This window comes from Inquilinus ginsengisoli, assembly GCF_031453975.1.
GTDB lineage: Bacteria > Pseudomonadota > Alphaproteobacteria > DSM-16000 > Inquilinaceae > Inquilinus > Inquilinus ginsengisoli_A.
The window spans coordinates 366,061-380,774 of sequence record NZ_JAVDPW010000006.1 but is presented as its reverse complement, the minus strand read 5'-3'; the positions used below and the strand labels follow the sequence as shown (position 1 = coordinate 380,774).

Below are 14,714 nucleotides of genomic sequence, written 5' to 3'. Positions count from 1 at the left end.
CCGCCGGGTGCGGCGATGAGGCAGGCCGATCATCGTCCGAGGGGCGGAGGCGTGCGGGCGCCGCCGCCTGGCCCTTCCACAGTCTCAGAGATCAGGCCGGATCGAGGCCCTGCTTACGCCTGCCATCGCCATCCCAATGGATGGTGAGCCCGATGGCGGCATTCTCTTCCGGGCTGGCGAGCCAGTATCCGTACTCCTGGACCAGCTTCAGGAAGCGCTGGGCGTCCTTCGCCGGATCAGCCGAGGCCCGGCCGACCGCGGCATCGCGCAGGAACCGGCCCATCCGCATGGTGGTCACGCACAGCATGGAGACGGTGGCCCCGGACGAATTTCTCCAGGCGTGCCGGATGCCGTCCTGGGCGTCGAACACATCCCCCGGGCCGAGCGTCTGCCAGCGATCACCCAGGAAGGCATCCGGATGTCCGTCGATGACATAGAAGGTCTCGCGATCGGCATGGCTGTGCAGCGGCACGATCACGCCAGGCGGCAACGTGCACTGCATCACGCAGTAATCCCCATCGCCGTCGGTCAGCTCGGTCAGGTAGCGGTTTCCCGGCCGCGCATTCTGCTGCGGCGAGAATATTTCATGCGCGTCCGATTTGGCCTGATCGCCAGACATCTCAGGATCCTCTTTCGAGCTCAGCTGCCCGAAAGATCCTCTTGTTGTGTTTGGCAGGTGTTACAGGACAAGCGGATTAGCGCTATGAATGCAACAGAAGCGCAAAGGCAGTCATGGCCAGCTGGCCCATGGGAAAGAGCGCCCGCCCCGGCTGAAGCCGAGGCGGCGCGGCCTTGTCTTCAAGCCACGGGCGTCATCCCGAACACCTGCGCCACCAACTCGTAGGACCGCAGGCGGGCGGCGTGGTCGTGGATCATGCTGGTGATCATCACCTCGCTGGCCGCGGTCTCGCCGGCCAGGCGTTCGATCTCGGCCTTCACCGTCTCGGGCGTGCCGACGATCTGGTTGCGGCGCGAGCTTTCGGCCAGGCGCTGCTCCTCCGGCGAATACCGATAGGCCAGCACCTCCTCCGGGCTCGGCAGCTGGATCGGGCGGTTGGTGCGCAGCCGCGCCATCGACATCTGGTGCGGCAGCGCCAGCCGCTCGGCCTCCTCCGCATCCTCGGCGCAGTAGACCGAGACGGTCAGGATCGAATGCGCCGCCTGCATCGTCGCCGAGGGCTGGAAATTGGTGCGGTACAGATGCATCGCCGGCATCGTGTATTGCGGGCTGAAATGATGGGCGAAGGCGAAGCCGACGCCGATATGGGCGGCGAAGCGGGCGCCGAAATCGCTGGAGCCCAGCATCCACACCGGCGGCAGCGGCACGTCCTCAGGCACGGCACGGACCGACCGGAAGCCGTGGTCAGCCGGGAAGGTGCCGTCGGCGAAGGCCCGCAGCTCGGCATACTGCTCGGGAAAATCGTCGGCATGGACCGCGTCGCGCGACCGGCGCAGCGCCAGCGCGGTCAGCCCGTCCGAGCCCGGGGCGCGGCCGAGGCCGAGGTCGATCCGGCCGGGATGCAGGGATTCCAGCATCTTGAAGGCCTCGACCACCCGCAGCGGCGCGTGGTTCGGCAGCATCACGCCGCCGGAGCCGACGCGGATGCGCTCGGTCACCTGGGCCACGTGGCCGATCAGGATCTCCGGCGCGGTCGAGGCCACGCCGGGGATCGAGTGATGCTCGGCCACCCAGTATCGGACGTAGCCGAGGCGATCGGTCAGCCGGGCGAGGTCGAGCGAATTGCGGACGGCCTGGCCGGGCGGGGAGCCGGAGGCGATCGGCGCGAGGTCGAGGACCGAGAGGGGCAATGTCATGGCTTGAACTTTGGCAGCCGCGGCGCCGGTTCAAGGGCGCCGTGCCACCCGACATGCCCGCGCAGGGCATGGCCGTCATCCGCGGCCGGCGGATTCCACCAGTGGACAGGCGCGGGACTCGCACCGAAGCCCGGGGCGCGGCCGGGCGCCGGGCCGGCCGAAACCGGCCCGGCGCCAGGGTCAGACGTTCAGCAGCAGGTTCTCGCGTTCCCACGAGCTGATGACGCGGTGGTAGGCGTCGTACTCCTTGTTCTTCACCCACCACACCGCATCGACCAGCTTGTCGCCCAGCACCTCGCGCAGCGGGCGCGAGGCCGAGAACTTGTTCAGGCTGTCATAGAGGTGGCGCGGCAGGGTGAAGGCCAGCCGCTTGGCCGAACCCTCGACCGGGTTCGACGGCGTCATCTCGTTGACGATGCCGAGATAGCCGCAGGCCAGCGACGCCGCGAACATCAGATACGGGTTGCAGTCGGCGCCGGCGACGCGGTTCTCGACCCGCTTGGCCTGGGGTTCGTCGATCGGCACCCGGAAACCGACGGTGCGGTTGTCCATGCCCCAATGCACGTTGATCGGTGCGTCGCTCTCGGGATCGAGGCGGCGGTACGAGTTCACGTTCGGGGCGAACAGCGGCATCGCCGCCGGCACGAACTTCTGCAGGCCGGCGATGTAGGACAGGAACAGCTCGCTGTTGCCGCCGGTGTCGGTGGCGAACAGGTTCCGCCCGGTCTTGGCGTCGTTCACGCTCTGGTGCAGATGCATGGCGCTGCCCGGCTCGTTCTGCAGCGGCTTGGCCATGAAGGTGGCGTAGACGTCGTGGCGCATCGCCGTCTCGCGCACCGTGCGCTTGAAGATCAGCACCTGGTCGGCGAGGTCGAGCGCGTCGCCATGGTTGAAGTTGATCTCGATCTGCGCCGCCCCGGCCTCATGCGCCAGGGTGTCGACATCGAGGCCCATCGCCTCGCAATGGTCGTAGATCTCTTCGAAGATCGGGTCGAATTCGTTGACCGCATCGATGCCGTAGGACTGGCGCCCGGTCTCCGGCCGGCCGGACCGGCCGATCGGCGGCTCCAACGGATAGTCCGGGTCGATGTTCTTCTTCACCAGGTAGAATTCAAGCTCGGGCGCCACCAGCGGCTTCCAGCCCTTGGCCTCGTACAGCTTCAGCACCCGGCGCAGCACGTGGCGGCAGGAGATCTCGCACGGGCTGCCGTCGACATATTCGGCGTCGCAGATCACCTGCGCCGTCGGCTCCTGGTACCAGGGCACGATGCGGGCCGTCTCCGGGTCCGGCACCATGTAGATGTCGATGTCGGCGGGGCTGGTGACGTCGTCGTCGGGATAGTCGCCCGTCACCGTCTGCATGAAGATCGATTCCGGGATGCGCATCCCGCGGGTCTTCAGGCCCTTGATGAATTTCTCGTCGGGAAGAATCTTACCCCGGGCAATCCCGTTCATATCGGGCACCAGGCACTCGACTTCGGTCACGCCGTGTTCGTGAATGAAGTCTTCCAGCTTCTGCATAAAATCATGGTGCCGCCCCTTTAGGCGGACCCCGCTTCTCGTTTCGGAGAGCGACCACCATAGCTGAGCCCCCCCGGGGGGTGGGAAGGGGGCTGATGTGAAAACCGCAAGAAATCCGGCCCGGCTTGACAGTTTCGTGCCGCCTGCGAGGATGGCGACCTCTCGGCAACAAATGCGTGACCAAATGCATGGCAATACATCGAACGACATCGTAAACAATTTCCGCGCGCAATATCCTGACATTACCCACATCGACGCCCTGGTTTGCGACATGTGCGGCGTGTTGCGCGGCAAGAAGGTCCCGGTCACCGCGCTCGACAAGATCTTCCGCGATGGACTGACCTTCCCCGGCTCGCTGTTCGCCACCGACATCACCGGCGAGACCGTCGAGGAAACCGGCCTCGGCTTCGCCGACGGCGATGCGGATCGCGACTGCTTCCCCGTCCCCCACACGCTCGACCCGGTGCCCTGGCTGTCGCGACCGACCGGCCAGGTGCTGCTGGCGATGCAGGATCTCGACGGGTCCCCCTTCTTCGCCGATCCGCGCACCGTGCTGGCCAACATCGTCAACCGGCTGAAGGCCGACGGCCTGAACCCGGTGGTGGCGGTCGAGCTGGAATTCTACCTGGTCGACCGCAAGCGCGGCGAGGACGGCCGGCCCCGCCCGCCGGTCTCACCGGTCAGCGGCAAGCGGCAGGACACCACCCAGGTCTATGGCATCGACGAGCTGCACGATTTCAACGAGCTGCTGCACGAGATCTACGACACCTGCGTGGCCCAGGGCATCCCGGTCGACAGCCTCGTCTCGGAATACGCCCCGGGCCAGTACGAGATCAACCTGCGCCATGTCAGCGACCCGCTCGAGGCCTGCGACGACGCGGTGCTGTTCAAGCGCGTGGTCCGGTCGGTGGCGGCCAAGCACGGGGTCGAGGCCACCTTCATGGCCAAACCCTACCCCGACCAGGCGGGCAGCGGCTTCCACATCCATATGAGCATGCTGGACGACAATGGCGTCAGCCTGTTCGCGGCCGACGACCCGCACGGCACCCCGATGCTGCGCCATGCGATCGGCGGCCTGGGCGCCACCATGGCCGACGGCATGGCGGTGTTCGCCCAGAACCAGAATTCCTTCCGCCGGTTCCAGCCGAATTCCTACGTGCCGCACGCCCCGACCTGGGCGGCGAACAACCGCAGCGTCTCGCTGCGCATCCCGCCGGGCAAGCCGAAGGACCGCCGCGTCGAGCATCGGGTGGCCGGGGCCGACTGCAACCCCTATCTGGTGGTCGCGGCGGTGCTGGCCGGGGCGCATCACGGCATCCAGCGGCAGATCGATCCGGGCCCGCCGATCCAGGGCAATGCCTATGACAAGATCGAGCCGACGCTGACCTCGTCCTGGATCGTCGCGCTGGAGCAGCTCGACAGTTCGGCCTTCTACAACGAGGTCTTCGGCCGCCGCTTCCTGGACGTCTACCTCGCCCTGAAATGGGCCGAGCGCGACAAGTTCTTCTCCCAGATCACCCAGCTGGAATACGACTGGTATCTGAATAAAGTCTGAGGATCAGGCCTGCCGCCGGTTCTCCCGGCGATCCGAGCCGACCGACGGCTTGGGTCGCCGGCTGGGGGCTGCGGCACGCGCCGGTTCGGCCACCTTCTGCTTCGGCCGGTGCGCGGCCTTCTTGGCGGGGCCAGCGCGATCGGGCGCGTAGATCTCCAGCAGTTCCGCCAGCCGCTCAGCACTGTCGGCCGTCATCTCGGCGCGCATCGAGAAGGCCAGCTCCCGGGCATCGTGCTCGCCATGCAGCGCCACCGAGAATTTCTTCTGCTGCCGCACCCCGTCCCGCGTCCAATAGGCGGTCCAGAACGCCGAGGTCCCGCCGGGGCGGATATAGCGCGCCACCCCGGGCACGCCGTGCGGCGTGTTCTTGCGCGGCATCAGCCGGGTGCGCAGCGAGCGGATCTCGGTGTGCTCCCCGAGATGTGCCAGGGCGAACGCCACGGCTGCCGCCTTGGCCTCGGCCGACGTCCCGAACACCAGGTCGGAGAAGAATTTCCGGGTATGTCGACCGGCCACCGAATATCGCACGAGCCACCCGAGCATCCGTTTGGCGGGATCGTCAATTCGGCCGACGCGCATCGATATCTCCGGGTTGATCAGCAACGGATACTGACTCCCAAGCGTACCCTTTTTGTCGGAATAGTCTGCAACTTACTGAACTGTATGAATCCAAAAACGAGAAATCAGGTTTCCGGCGACGGGCCCGGGTGAAATGGGCGATCCGGCGCGCTGGAAATGGCCGAAAGCGACGGCAGAATGGCCTCGCCGCCGCGGCCGGCCGTCGCCATCCTGAAGCGGTCGGTGTCGAGGAGGCCTCCATGCTGGAACTGCGCCCTGGCTGCGAATGCTGCGATCGCGACCTGCCGCCGGAGTCACCGGAGGCGATGATCTGCAGCTTCGAATGCACCTTCTGTTCGACCTGTGCCGAGACGGTGCTGGGCGGCCGGTGCCCGAACTGCGGCGGCGGCTTCATGCCCCGGCCGATCCGGCCGCCGGCGGCGCTGCTGCGACACCCTGCCGCGACAGTGCGGGTGTTCAAACCGGGGCCGTGCCGGGGCCAGGCGACCGGCTGAGACCCGGAGATTCGGCTCCCGGTCCTTCCTCCGAATCCATCGTGATCGACTCGCGATCCGACCGCCCGGCGCATCGGGGGTTGCGCTTTGATCTTTATTGTTATGATATAACATTAAGATCAAAGGACGAGCCAGGATGCCAGACCACAGCACCACCACCGAACAGATCGCGCCCGGGATCCGGACGCCGGCCGGCTTCACCCGCGCCACCGGAGAGATCCGGACGCTCCTCACCGGCCTGGAGGCCATCGGTCTGTCCCCTGCGGCCCTTGCAACAGCGCTGCTGACCGAAGCCATGCCGCGGCTGGTCGCCGTCCATGGCATGGACCGCTGCGCCGACCTGCTGGGCTCGCTGTCGATCGAGCTGCGCCTCGACACCGCGGCGGCCGAACCCGCCCGCCCGCAGCTGGTGTCATGACCATGCCGCAGCCCGACACCCGCCTACCCGTCACCGTGCTGTCCGGCTTCCTCGGCGCCGGCAAGACCACGCTGCTGAACCACATCCTGAACAACCGCGAAGGCCGCCGGATCGCGGTCATCGTCAACGACATGAGCGAGGTGAACATCGACGCGGATTTGGTCCGCGACGGCGGTGGCAACCTCAGCCGCACCGACGAGACTCTGGTCGAGATGACCAATGGCTGCATCTGCTGCACCCTGCGCGACGACCTGCTGCACGAGGTCCGCCGCCTGGCCGAGCAGGGCCGCTTCGACCACCTGGTGATCGAATCGACCGGAATCTCGGAGCCGCTGCCGGTGGCCGCGACCTTCGACTTCCGTGACGAGGCCGAGATGTCGCTGGGCGACGTGGCGCGGATCGACACCATGGTCACGGTGGTCGATGCCGCCAACCTGCTGCGCGACTTCAGCTCGACCGACTTCCTGCGCGACCGCGGCGAGACCGCCGGCGACGAGGACGGCCGCACCCTGGTCGACCTGCTGGTCGACCAGATCGAATTCGCCGATGTCGTGGTGATCAACAAGATCGACGCCGCCACGCCGGAGCAGCGCCAGATTGTCCGCCGCATCGTCGCCGGGCTGAACCCGGAGGCCGCCATCGTCGAGGCGAATTTCGGCGCCGTCGCGCTGGACGCCATCCTCGACACCGGGCGCTTCGACTTCGACCGGGCCCGCGAACACCCGCTCTGGTACAAGGAACTGTACCACTTCGCCGACCACAAGCCGGAGACGCTGGAATACGGCGTCGAGAGCTTCGTCTACCGCGCCCGCCGCCCCTTCCACCCCGCCCGCCTGAACGCCGTCTTCAACCGGACCTGGCCGGGCGTGATCCGCTCCAAGGGCCATTTCTGGCTGGCCACCCGCCCGCGCTGGGTCGGGGAGATGAGCCAGGCCGGCGCCTTCCTGCGCCATGAGGCGATCGGCTTCTGGTGGGCGGCGATCCCGCGCGACCGCTGGCCCGACCATCCGGAAATGCGCCAGCTGATCGACAGCCGCTGGGACCCGGTCTTCGGCGACCGCCGGCAGGAGCTGGTGTTCATCGGCATCGACATGGACCAGGCGGCGATCCGGCAGAGCCTCGATGCCTGCCTGGTCGACGCCGAGACCTTCGACCCGGACGCCTGGGCCGACCTGCCCGATCCCTTCCCTGCCTGGGGCCGCGACGCCTGAGCGGAGGCGCCCGGTCCGCCATGCGGCACCGGCATGGCGGACCGGGCGTTCGCCGTGCTGGCCGCCCCTCCCCGGCCCAAGCTATTGAAGGCGGCATCCGAGGCCACGATCGTCGTGTCATGCAAGCTGCCGAGCACGTGCGCTCCTGGTACGCCGCCACCGCCAACCGCACCCTGCGCTTCCCGTCCCTGGACGAGGATTTGCGCTGCGACGTGCTCGTGGTCGGCGGCGGCTACACCGGGCTCAGCGCCGCGATCGAGTTGAGGGAACGCGGCCTCGACGTCGTGCTGGTCGAGGCCAAGCGGGTGGGCTGGGGCGCCTCGGGCCGCAATGGCGGCCAGGCAGTGACCGGCTTCAACAAGGACATCAGCACCATCGCCGCCTGGGTCGGCCGCGACGACGCCCGCAAGCTGTGGGACATGTCGGAGGAGGCGAAGACCATCCTGCGCGACCGGGTCGAGCGCCACGGCATCGACTGCGACCTGCGCTGGGGCTATGTGCTGGGGGCGCTCAAGCGCCGCCACATGGCCGAGCTGCAGGATCATGCCGCGGAATGGGAGGGCCTCGGCTACCACCAGGGCCGGATGCTGTCGCGGGCCGAGATCCGGGCGCTGGTCGACGCCCCGGACTATGTCGGCGGGCTGCTCGACAGCGGCAGCGGCCAGCTGCATCCGCTGAACTATGCGCTGGGCCTGGCCGATGCGGCCCGGGCGCTGGGCGTGCGCATCTTCGAGGACACGCCGGTCACCCGGCTGGACCAGGGCGACCCGGCGGTGGCGACGACGCCGAAGGGCCGGATCACCGCCGGCTTCGTGGCGCTGTGCGGCAACGCCTACCTGCCGTCGCTGTCGGCCGAGGTCGACCGCACCATCCGCTCACGGGTCATGCCGGTCGGCACCTACATCATCGCCACCGAGCCGCTGGGCGAAGAACTGGCACAGCAGACCATCCCCTCCGGCTTCGCCGTGGCCGACATCAACTTCGTGCTGAACTACTACCGGCTCGGCCACGACACCCGGATGCTGTTCGGCGGCGGGGTCAGCTATTCCGGCTACGAGCCGCGGCGGCTGGCCGACCAGATGCGCCGCACCATGGTCCGCGCCCTGCCCCGCCTGGCCGACGCCAAGGTCGAGTACTGCTGGGGCGGCTATGTCGGCATCACCATCAACCGCACGCCGCATTTCGGCCGGTTGGCCCCGAACGTCTACTTCGCCCAGGGCTTCTCCGGCCATGGCGTGCTGCTGACCGGCATGGCCGGGCGGGTGATCGCCGAGGCCATTCGCGGCCAGGCGGACCGATTCGACGTCTTCGCCCGGATCCCGCACCAGCCCTTCCCCGGCGGCCGGCTGCTGCGCATGCCGGCCCTGGTGATGGCCATGACCTGGTACCGCCTGCGCGACCTGATGTGACGCCGGGACGGAAGGGCCGATGCCTTTCCGGACGGTCTCAGTAAGCCGCAGCCCATTGCCGCAGCAGTTCCCGCTCGACCGCCCGCGCCCGGCCGAGCCAGCGCCGCGCCGGCTGCGACACCGCCAGCACGTTCGGGTCGGTCGCCGCATCGGCGGCGGCGCGCTGGTTCTCGTCGACCACATAGATGACGAAGCCGAGCTGGCGGCCGCTGTCGGCCGAGAGATAGCCGGCCAGGCCGCGGACATAGCCCATGGTGCCGGTCTTGGCCCGCAGCCGCCCCGCCGCCAGCGGCGCCGGCTCGCCGGCCTCGGCCTCGGCGCCGCCATCCCCCCGCTCCGGCATCAGCGCGGCCATGCCGATCTGGTTGCCCTCGATCAGCACCGCCGCCATCTGGATCGGCGAGATCCGGGCCCGGGTGCTGAGCCCCGAGGCGCCCGGAATGGACAGGCCGCTCCAGTCCAGCTTCGGCACCTTCTGCGCCCACCAGGCGGCAATGGCCTTCCCCGCCTCAACCTGGGTCACGCTGGTGCGGCCCAGCAGCTGGCGCGCCGCCATCATGCCGATCATCTCGGCCGACAGGTTGTTGCTGTACTTCAGGACCCGGGTGACGATCGTGGCCAGCGGCTCGCTGTCGTGCCGCGCCACGATCGTGCCTTCCGACGGGCGCTGGCCGATCACCGCGGCCGGCAGCGCCACGCCCGCCTCACGGGCCACTGTGCGAAAGATCTCCGCCGCCGTCGCCGTGGGGTGGCGGACCGGCAGCATGTCGGAGCCCTTGTCGGGCAGCGCCGCGGAGAGCACCCAGCCCTCGCGCCCGTCGACCGGCCGGTAGGGCGTCGCCGGCCCCTGGCTGACGCCGACCCAGGGCAGCACCATGTTGCGGCCGTCGGCGACCGCCTCGGTCCGCGCGTCGAAGCGGCCCTGCTTCTTCTGCCAGCTCACCCGCACCGCGTTGAAGTTCACCGCCAGCCCCGACAGGCCGGGATTGTAGGAGGCGGCGTAGGGCTGCAGCGGGTCGAGGAACGGCAGGGTCTGCAACGCCGTGTCGTCGACGATGAAGCGGCCGTCCACCTTGGTGATCCCGGCCTTGCGGATCTGGGCGGCGAGATCGGCGAGGTCGTTGATGTCGAGCGACGGGTCGCCGCCGCCGATCAGCATGAGATCGCCATGCAGCACCCCGCCGTCGATCGTCCCGCTGGCGGTGACGACGGTCGAGAATCGGTGGTCGGCGCCGAGGATCTCGATCGCCGCCGACATCGACGCGACCTTCATCGTCGAGGCCGGGATCATCGGCCGTGTCGCCTGCGCCGTGTCGATCAGCTGGCCGCTCTGGGCGTCGAACAGGATGTAGGCGACATCGTTGACCGGCAGGTCATAATGGGCGGCCACGGCAGTGGCATCGGCCAGGGCGGCATGCCCCCACAGGCCGGCGGCGAGCACCGGCAGCAGGAACAGGAAGGGTCGTCTGGTCATGGTCACGGGCCGAATATCCTCCGCATCGGGTCGCGCCTTCCTATAGCCCCGGCCGGGACGGGGCGGAAGGTGCGCCGAAACGAAGACGGCCCCCGCCGGGCGGGGGCCGTCTTGGTCATGTCGGGGATGCGGCTGTCGCCGGGCTCTGTCAGTAGGCGCCGGAGCCGGGGAAGAACACCCGGGGCGTCATGAACAGGATCACGACATCGCGCCCGAAGCTCCAGTTCCGGACATACTCGACGTTCAGCCGGATCCGCGTCTCGTAGCTGGTGTCGCTGCGGCCGTAGATCTGCCAGACGCCGGTCATGCCGGGCCGGGTGCTGTAGTAGTAGTGGATCGCGGCGCCCCAGCGTTCCTGCTCTTCCTCGAACATCGGGCGCGGGCCGACCAGGCTCATCTCGCCCTTCAGCACGTTGAACAGCTGCGGCAGCTCGTCGAGGCTGGTCTTGCGCAGGAAGCGGCCGATGGCGGTGACGCGCGGGTCCTTCTTCAGCTTGAAGCCGATCTCCCACTCGCGCCGCAGCTCAGGGTCTTTCTGAAGAAGGTCCGCCAACAGCTTGTTCGCATTGGGAACCATCGTTCGAAACTTGTGGCAGTAGAAAATCTTTCCGTCCCGCCCGACGCGCCGGTCACTGTAGAAGACGCCCCGGCCGGACCGCCGGATCATGACGGCGCACACCACGAAAAGCGGCGAAAACAGGATTAGAAAAACAATCGATAAAACCAGATCCATCAAACGCTTCGCCGCCAGCCCTAGCCGAGCCGTCCGGACTGGAGTCTGCGCGGACAATTCGACAGCGGCAGTATCGACGAGAGTGTCGGACTGCATAATTGATACCCCCAGAATCCGATGACAAAGGAGCAAGACCTTTCCGCCGCCGCAAACAGCAGAATGCCCTCTTATTCGAGTTTTGCCTGACTCCCCGCCCCTAATGATTAGGGTATTGGCACATCGCTATTGTCCGACACCGGCATCTTAGGCCTGATCTCGGGATCAATGAATGCGCCTTCTATGTATATCGAAACCCGGACAAGGAAACAATCCATTTATCGCATCCGCGATACCGGCCAGATCAAGGACAGAGCAGAATAAGTTACAATGATATGTCAATAGACGGAGATAGTGCCTTCTCGTTAAAGGTCTTTGCCGCGAAGCAGGCGGGCCACGAGCTCGCTCTCCCCCACTTTACCCACCAGCCGGCCATCATCGTCAAGGACCAGAATGGGCTGGCGCGTCGCCTCATGGGCGGCGATGAAGCGACGCATCGAGGCATGGATCGGCATGGTCGCGATCTGCCCCGGCACCACGCCGTTGATGATGCCGTCGGCGATCTCGAGCGGCCGGTCGGCCTGGGTCACCGCGATCGGCCGGCCGAAATCGTCGATCCGGCAGCGGCAGGTCTTGGCCTTGTCGACCAGGATCGAATCCCCTTCCCGCGGCAGCAGGTCGAGCGGGGTCATCAGGGCTTCGGCCCGCAGCACGTTGAGCGGGTTCACATGGGCGACGAAATTCGCGACGTAATCGTCGGCCGGCTTGGTGACGATCTCCTCCGGCGTGCCGATCTGGACGATGCGGCCGGATTCCATGATGACGATGCGGTTGCCGATCTTCAGCGCCTCGTCGAGATCATGGCTGACGAAGACGATGGTCTTCTTCAGCCGGCGCTGCAGCTCGAGCAGCTCGTCCTGCAGATGGGTGCGGATCAGCGGGTCGAGGGCCGAGAACGGCTCGTCCATCAGCAGGATGTCGGCGTCGGTGGCAAAAGCACGGGCCAGTCCGACGCGCTGCTGCATGCCGCCCGACAGCTCGCGCGGATACTTTCCCGCCCATTTGTCGAGATGCACCATCGCCAGCTTCTCGTCGACGATGCGGTCGCGCTCGCCCTTCGGCATGCCGCGGAGCTCGAGCCCGAGCCCGACATTCTCGCGGATGGTGCGCCAGGGCATCAGCGCGAATTGCTGGAACACCATCGACACCCAGTCGGCCCGCAGCTTGCGCAGGGTCTGCTCGTCGCAGGTCGCGACATCGACCTCCTCGCCGTCGCAGCGCACGATCATGCGCCCCCGCGTCACCTTGTTCAGGCCGTTGACGCAGCGCAGCAGCGAGGATTTGCCGGACCCCGACAGCCCCATCAGCACGCACAGCTCGCCCGGCGGGATCGACAGCTCGGCACCCGCCACCGCCAGGGTGTCGCCGGTCTCGGCCTGGATCTCGGCCCGGGTGCGGCCCTGGTCGAGCAGGCTGATCGCCCGCTTCGGCGTCGGCCCGAAGATGACGTCGACGGCGTTGAAATGGACGGCGGGAAGGATGTCGGCCATCAGTGCGGCCCCCCGGCCGAGCGTTCGGTTTTCACCATACGGTCGAGGATGACGGCGAGGATGACGATGCAGAGGCCGGCTTCGAAGCCCATGGGGACATTCACCGAGTTGAGGGCGCGGACGACCGGCTTGCCGAGGCCGTCGGCCCCCACCAGCGCGGCGATGACGACCATCGACAGCGACAGCATGATGCACTGGGTCAGGCCGGCCATGATGGTGGGCAGGGCGTGCGGCAGCTCGACCTTGAACAGCAGCTGCCGCCTGGTGGCGCCGAACGCCTCCCCCGCTTCGAGCAGGGGCGACGGCACGCCGTGGATGCCGAGATAGGTCAGACGGATCGGCGCGGCCACGGCGAAGACGATGGTCGAAATGAGGCCCGGCGCCACGCCCAGCCCGAACAGGATCAGGGTCGGGATCAGGTAGACGAAGGTCGGCAGCGTCTGCATCAGGTCGAGGATCGGCCGGATCACGGCGTAGACCATCGGCCGGTGCGCCGACAGGATGCCGATCGGGATGCCGATCACCAGCGACAGGAAGGTGGCGCTAACCACCAGCGCCAGGGTCTGCATCGTCTCGGTCCAGTAGCCGAGATTGAGGATCAGCAGGAAGCCGATCACGACCAGGACGACCAACTGCCAGCGGCGGTGCAGGAGATAGGCCAGGACGGCGACGATCGCGATGAACACCAGCGGCGGCGGCCACAGCAGGATGTCGATCAGCCATTGGATGGCGGTGGCGAGGCCGATCGAGATGGCATCGAAGACGCTGGCGAAATTGTTGGTCAGAAAATCCGTGAGGTGCTTGATCCACAGCCCCAGCGGGATCTTCTGGGACAAGAGCGCGCTCAGATCGTCCATGCGGCGTCCCTTTTTGTGGCCCTCGGCAGGGTGCCCACCGGTTCAGCCCGGCGAGGCGCCCTGCCGGGGCGGGTCACTTGATGCCGAGCGACGCCTGCACGGCAGCGAGGCCGTCCTTGCCGTCGAAGGTGGTCACGCCGGCCAGCCAGGTCTTCAGTACATCCGGGTTGGCCTTGAGGTATTCGGTGGCCGCCTTGCCGCCTTCCTCGCCGCCGCCGGTGATCGCCTCCATCACCGTGGCTTCCATGTCGAGGGTGAAGGCCAGGTTGTCGAGCAGCTTGCCGACATTCGGACACTCGGTGCGATAGCCGGCGCGGACGTTGGTGTAGACGGTGGCGCCGCCGAAGTTCGGGCCGAAATAGTCGTCGCCGCCGGTCAGGTACTGCAGGGCGAAGTTCTTGTTCATCGGATGCGGCGCCCAGCCCAGGAACACGATCCATTCCTTGCGCCGGATGGCGCGGTCGACCTGGGACAGCATGCCCTGCTCGCTCGATTCGACCAGCTGCCAGCCCTTCAGGCCGAAGGCATCCTTGTCGATCATGCTCTGGACCAGCCGGTTGCCGTCGTTGCCCGGCTCGATGCCGTAGATCTTGTCGGCAAACTTGTCGGCGTTCTTGGTCAGGTCGGCGAAGTCCTTGACCCCGGCCTGGTACACATAGTCCGGCACGGCGAGGGTGTATTTGGCGCCGTCGAGATTGGCCTTGATGCTCTCCACCGACTTGTCGTCGAAATACGGCTTCGCATCGGCGGTCATCGACGGCATCCAGTTGCCGAGGAAGACGTCGATGTTCTTGTTCTTCATCGAGATGTAGGTGACCGGGATCGACAGCAGGTCGGCCGAGGGCTCATAGCCCAGCCCCTTGAGCACCGCCGAGGTCAGCGCCGTGGTCGAGGTGATGTCGGTCCAGCCGACATCGGAAAACCGCACCTTCTGGCAGCTCGCCGGATCCGCGGCCTGCGCCGCCCCGGCAGCCAGGGCCAGGGACATGCCCAGCGCCAGACCGATCATACGTCCCGACATCATGCGACTCTCCTGTTGCCCGCCTGTTCGACATTTTCATT

14 protein-coding genes are annotated in these 14,714 nt (G+C 67.2%); 5 read left to right on the top strand and 9 right to left on the bottom strand.

Annotated features, from left to right (window positions below):
• Positions 1–91: 91 nt before the first annotated feature.
• The 3 genes from E9232_RS18815 to E9232_RS18805 all read right to left on the bottom strand — a co-directional run bounded on the left by E9232_RS18815 (position 92) and on the right by E9232_RS18805 (position 3,336).
• On the bottom strand, positions 92–619 hold the full coding sequence (locus E9232_RS18815) for a cupin domain-containing protein (protein WP_309796300.1): 528 nt from the start codon (positions 617–619) through the stop codon (positions 92–94).
• Between the two features lie 179 nt (positions 620–798).
• On the bottom strand, positions 799–1,815 hold the full coding sequence (locus tag E9232_RS18810) for an LLM class flavin-dependent oxidoreductase (RefSeq protein ID WP_309796298.1): 1,017 nt from the start codon (positions 1,813–1,815) through the stop codon (positions 799–801).
• A 180-nt stretch (positions 1,816–1,995) separates the two neighbouring features.
• The gene (locus tag E9232_RS18805) at positions 1,996–3,336 is read right to left on the bottom strand and encodes a glutamine synthetase family protein (protein WP_309796296.1); all 1,341 of its coding nucleotides are present in this window, start codon (positions 3,334–3,336) and stop codon (positions 1,996–1,998) included.
• Between the two features lie 271 nt (positions 3,337–3,607).
• Between E9232_RS18805 and E9232_RS18800 the strand changes: the two genes are divergently transcribed.
• Positions 3,608–4,891 carry a glutamine synthetase family protein gene (locus E9232_RS18800; RefSeq protein WP_309796295.1) on the top strand — a complete coding sequence of 428 codons (1,284 nt, stop codon included), beginning with the start codon at positions 3,608–3,610 and terminating at the stop codon, positions 4,889–4,891.
• Between the two features lie 3 nt (positions 4,892–4,894).
• On the opposite strand, the gene E9232_RS18795 is transcribed toward E9232_RS18800, so the two are convergent.
• Complete coding sequence (locus tag E9232_RS18795) at positions 4,895–5,494, bottom strand: AP2/ERF family transcription factor (protein WP_309796293.1); 600 nt, start codon at positions 5,492–5,494, stop codon at positions 4,895–4,897.
• Between the two features lie 215 nt (positions 5,495–5,709).
• Between E9232_RS18795 and E9232_RS18790 the strand changes: the two genes are divergently transcribed.
• The 4 genes from E9232_RS18790 to E9232_RS18775 all read left to right on the top strand — a co-directional run bounded on the left by E9232_RS18790 (position 5,710) and on the right by E9232_RS18775 (position 9,002).
• Entirely contained in the window at positions 5,710–5,964 is a 255-nt protein-coding gene (locus tag E9232_RS18790; RefSeq protein WP_309796291.1) for a DUF1272 domain-containing protein, read from the top strand.
• Positions 5,965–6,100: 136 nt separating this feature from the next.
• Positions 6,101–6,382 (top strand): hypothetical protein, encoded by a 282-nt coding sequence (locus tag E9232_RS18785; protein WP_309796289.1) that lies wholly within the window; start codon positions 6,101–6,103, stop codon positions 6,380–6,382.
• Complete coding sequence (zigA, locus tag E9232_RS18780; RefSeq protein ID WP_309796286.1) at positions 6,379–7,593, top strand: zinc metallochaperone GTPase ZigA; 1,215 nt, start codon at positions 6,379–6,381, stop codon at positions 7,591–7,593. Before E9232_RS18785 ends, zigA begins: the two co-directional genes overlap by 4 nt.
• Positions 7,594–7,712: 119 nt before the next feature.
• Positions 7,713–9,002, top strand: coding sequence for an NAD(P)/FAD-dependent oxidoreductase (locus E9232_RS18775; RefSeq protein ID WP_309796284.1), 1,290 nt, complete (start codon positions 7,713–7,715; stop codon positions 9,000–9,002).
• A 37-nt stretch (positions 9,003–9,039) separates the two neighbouring features.
• On the opposite strand, the gene dacB is transcribed toward E9232_RS18775, so the two are convergent.
• The 5 genes from dacB to E9232_RS18750 form a co-directional block, all read right to left on the bottom strand.
• On the bottom strand, positions 9,040–10,476 hold the full coding sequence (gene dacB / locus E9232_RS18770; RefSeq protein WP_309796282.1) for a D-alanyl-D-alanine carboxypeptidase/D-alanyl-D-alanine endopeptidase: 1,437 nt from the start codon (positions 10,474–10,476) through the stop codon (positions 9,040–9,042).
• Between the two features lie 148 nt (positions 10,477–10,624).
• Positions 10,625–11,305, bottom strand: coding sequence for a sugar transferase (locus E9232_RS18765; protein WP_441740813.1), 681 nt, complete (start codon positions 11,303–11,305; stop codon positions 10,625–10,627).
• Between the two features lie 305 nt (positions 11,306–11,610).
• Positions 11,611–12,795, bottom strand: coding sequence for a choline ABC transporter ATP-binding protein (choV, locus tag E9232_RS18760; RefSeq protein ID WP_309796280.1), 1,185 nt, complete (start codon positions 12,793–12,795; stop codon positions 11,611–11,613).
• Complete coding sequence (gene choW / locus E9232_RS18755) at positions 12,795–13,652, bottom strand: choline ABC transporter permease subunit (RefSeq protein WP_309796278.1); 858 nt, start codon at positions 13,650–13,652, stop codon at positions 12,795–12,797. The genes choV and choW overlap by 1 nt, the downstream gene beginning before the upstream one ends.
• Before the next feature lie 73 nt (positions 13,653–13,725).
• Positions 13,726–14,676, bottom strand: a complete 951-nt coding sequence (locus E9232_RS18750) for a choline ABC transporter substrate-binding protein (protein ID WP_309796276.1) — start codon at positions 14,674–14,676, stop codon at positions 13,726–13,728.
• Positions 14,677–14,714 lie beyond the last annotated feature (38 nt).

Coding starts and splice junctions, on each gene's coding strand:
- E9232_RS18815 (WP_309796300.1), bottom strand. CDS start 619: ATGTCTGGCGATCAGGCCAAATCGGACGCGCATGAAATATTCTCGCCG.
- E9232_RS18765 (WP_441740813.1), bottom strand. CDS start 11,305: ATGCAGTCCGACACTCTCGTCGATACTGCCGCTGTCGAATTGTCCGCG.
- E9232_RS18800 (WP_309796295.1), top strand. CDS start 3,608: ATGTGCGGCGTGTTGCGCGGCAAGAAGGTCCCGGTCACCGCGCTCGAC.
- E9232_RS18775 (WP_309796284.1), top strand. CDS start 7,713: ATGCAAGCTGCCGAGCACGTGCGCTCCTGGTACGCCGCCACCGCCAAC.
- E9232_RS18810 (WP_309796298.1), bottom strand. CDS start 1,815: ATGACATTGCCCCTCTCGGTCCTCGACCTCGCGCCGATCGCCTCCGGC.
- choV (WP_309796280.1), bottom strand. CDS start 12,795: ATGGCCGACATCCTTCCCGCCGTCCATTTCAACGCCGTCGACGTCATC.
- E9232_RS18785 (WP_309796289.1), top strand. CDS start 6,101: ATGCCAGACCACAGCACCACCACCGAACAGATCGCGCCCGGGATCCGG.
- dacB (WP_309796282.1), bottom strand. CDS start 10,476: ATGACCAGACGACCCTTCCTGTTCCTGCTGCCGGTGCTCGCCGCCGGC.
- E9232_RS18805 (WP_309796296.1), bottom strand. CDS start 3,336: ATGCAGAAGCTGGAAGACTTCATTCACGAACACGGCGTGACCGAAGTC.
- choW (WP_309796278.1), bottom strand. CDS start 13,652: ATGGACGATCTGAGCGCGCTCTTGTCCCAGAAGATCCCGCTGGGGCTG.
- E9232_RS18750 (WP_309796276.1), bottom strand. CDS start 14,676: ATGATGTCGGGACGTATGATCGGTCTGGCGCTGGGCATGTCCCTGGCC.
- E9232_RS18790 (WP_309796291.1), top strand. CDS start 5,710: ATGCTGGAACTGCGCCCTGGCTGCGAATGCTGCGATCGCGACCTGCCG.
- zigA (WP_309796286.1), top strand. CDS start 6,379: ATGACCATGCCGCAGCCCGACACCCGCCTACCCGTCACCGTGCTGTCC.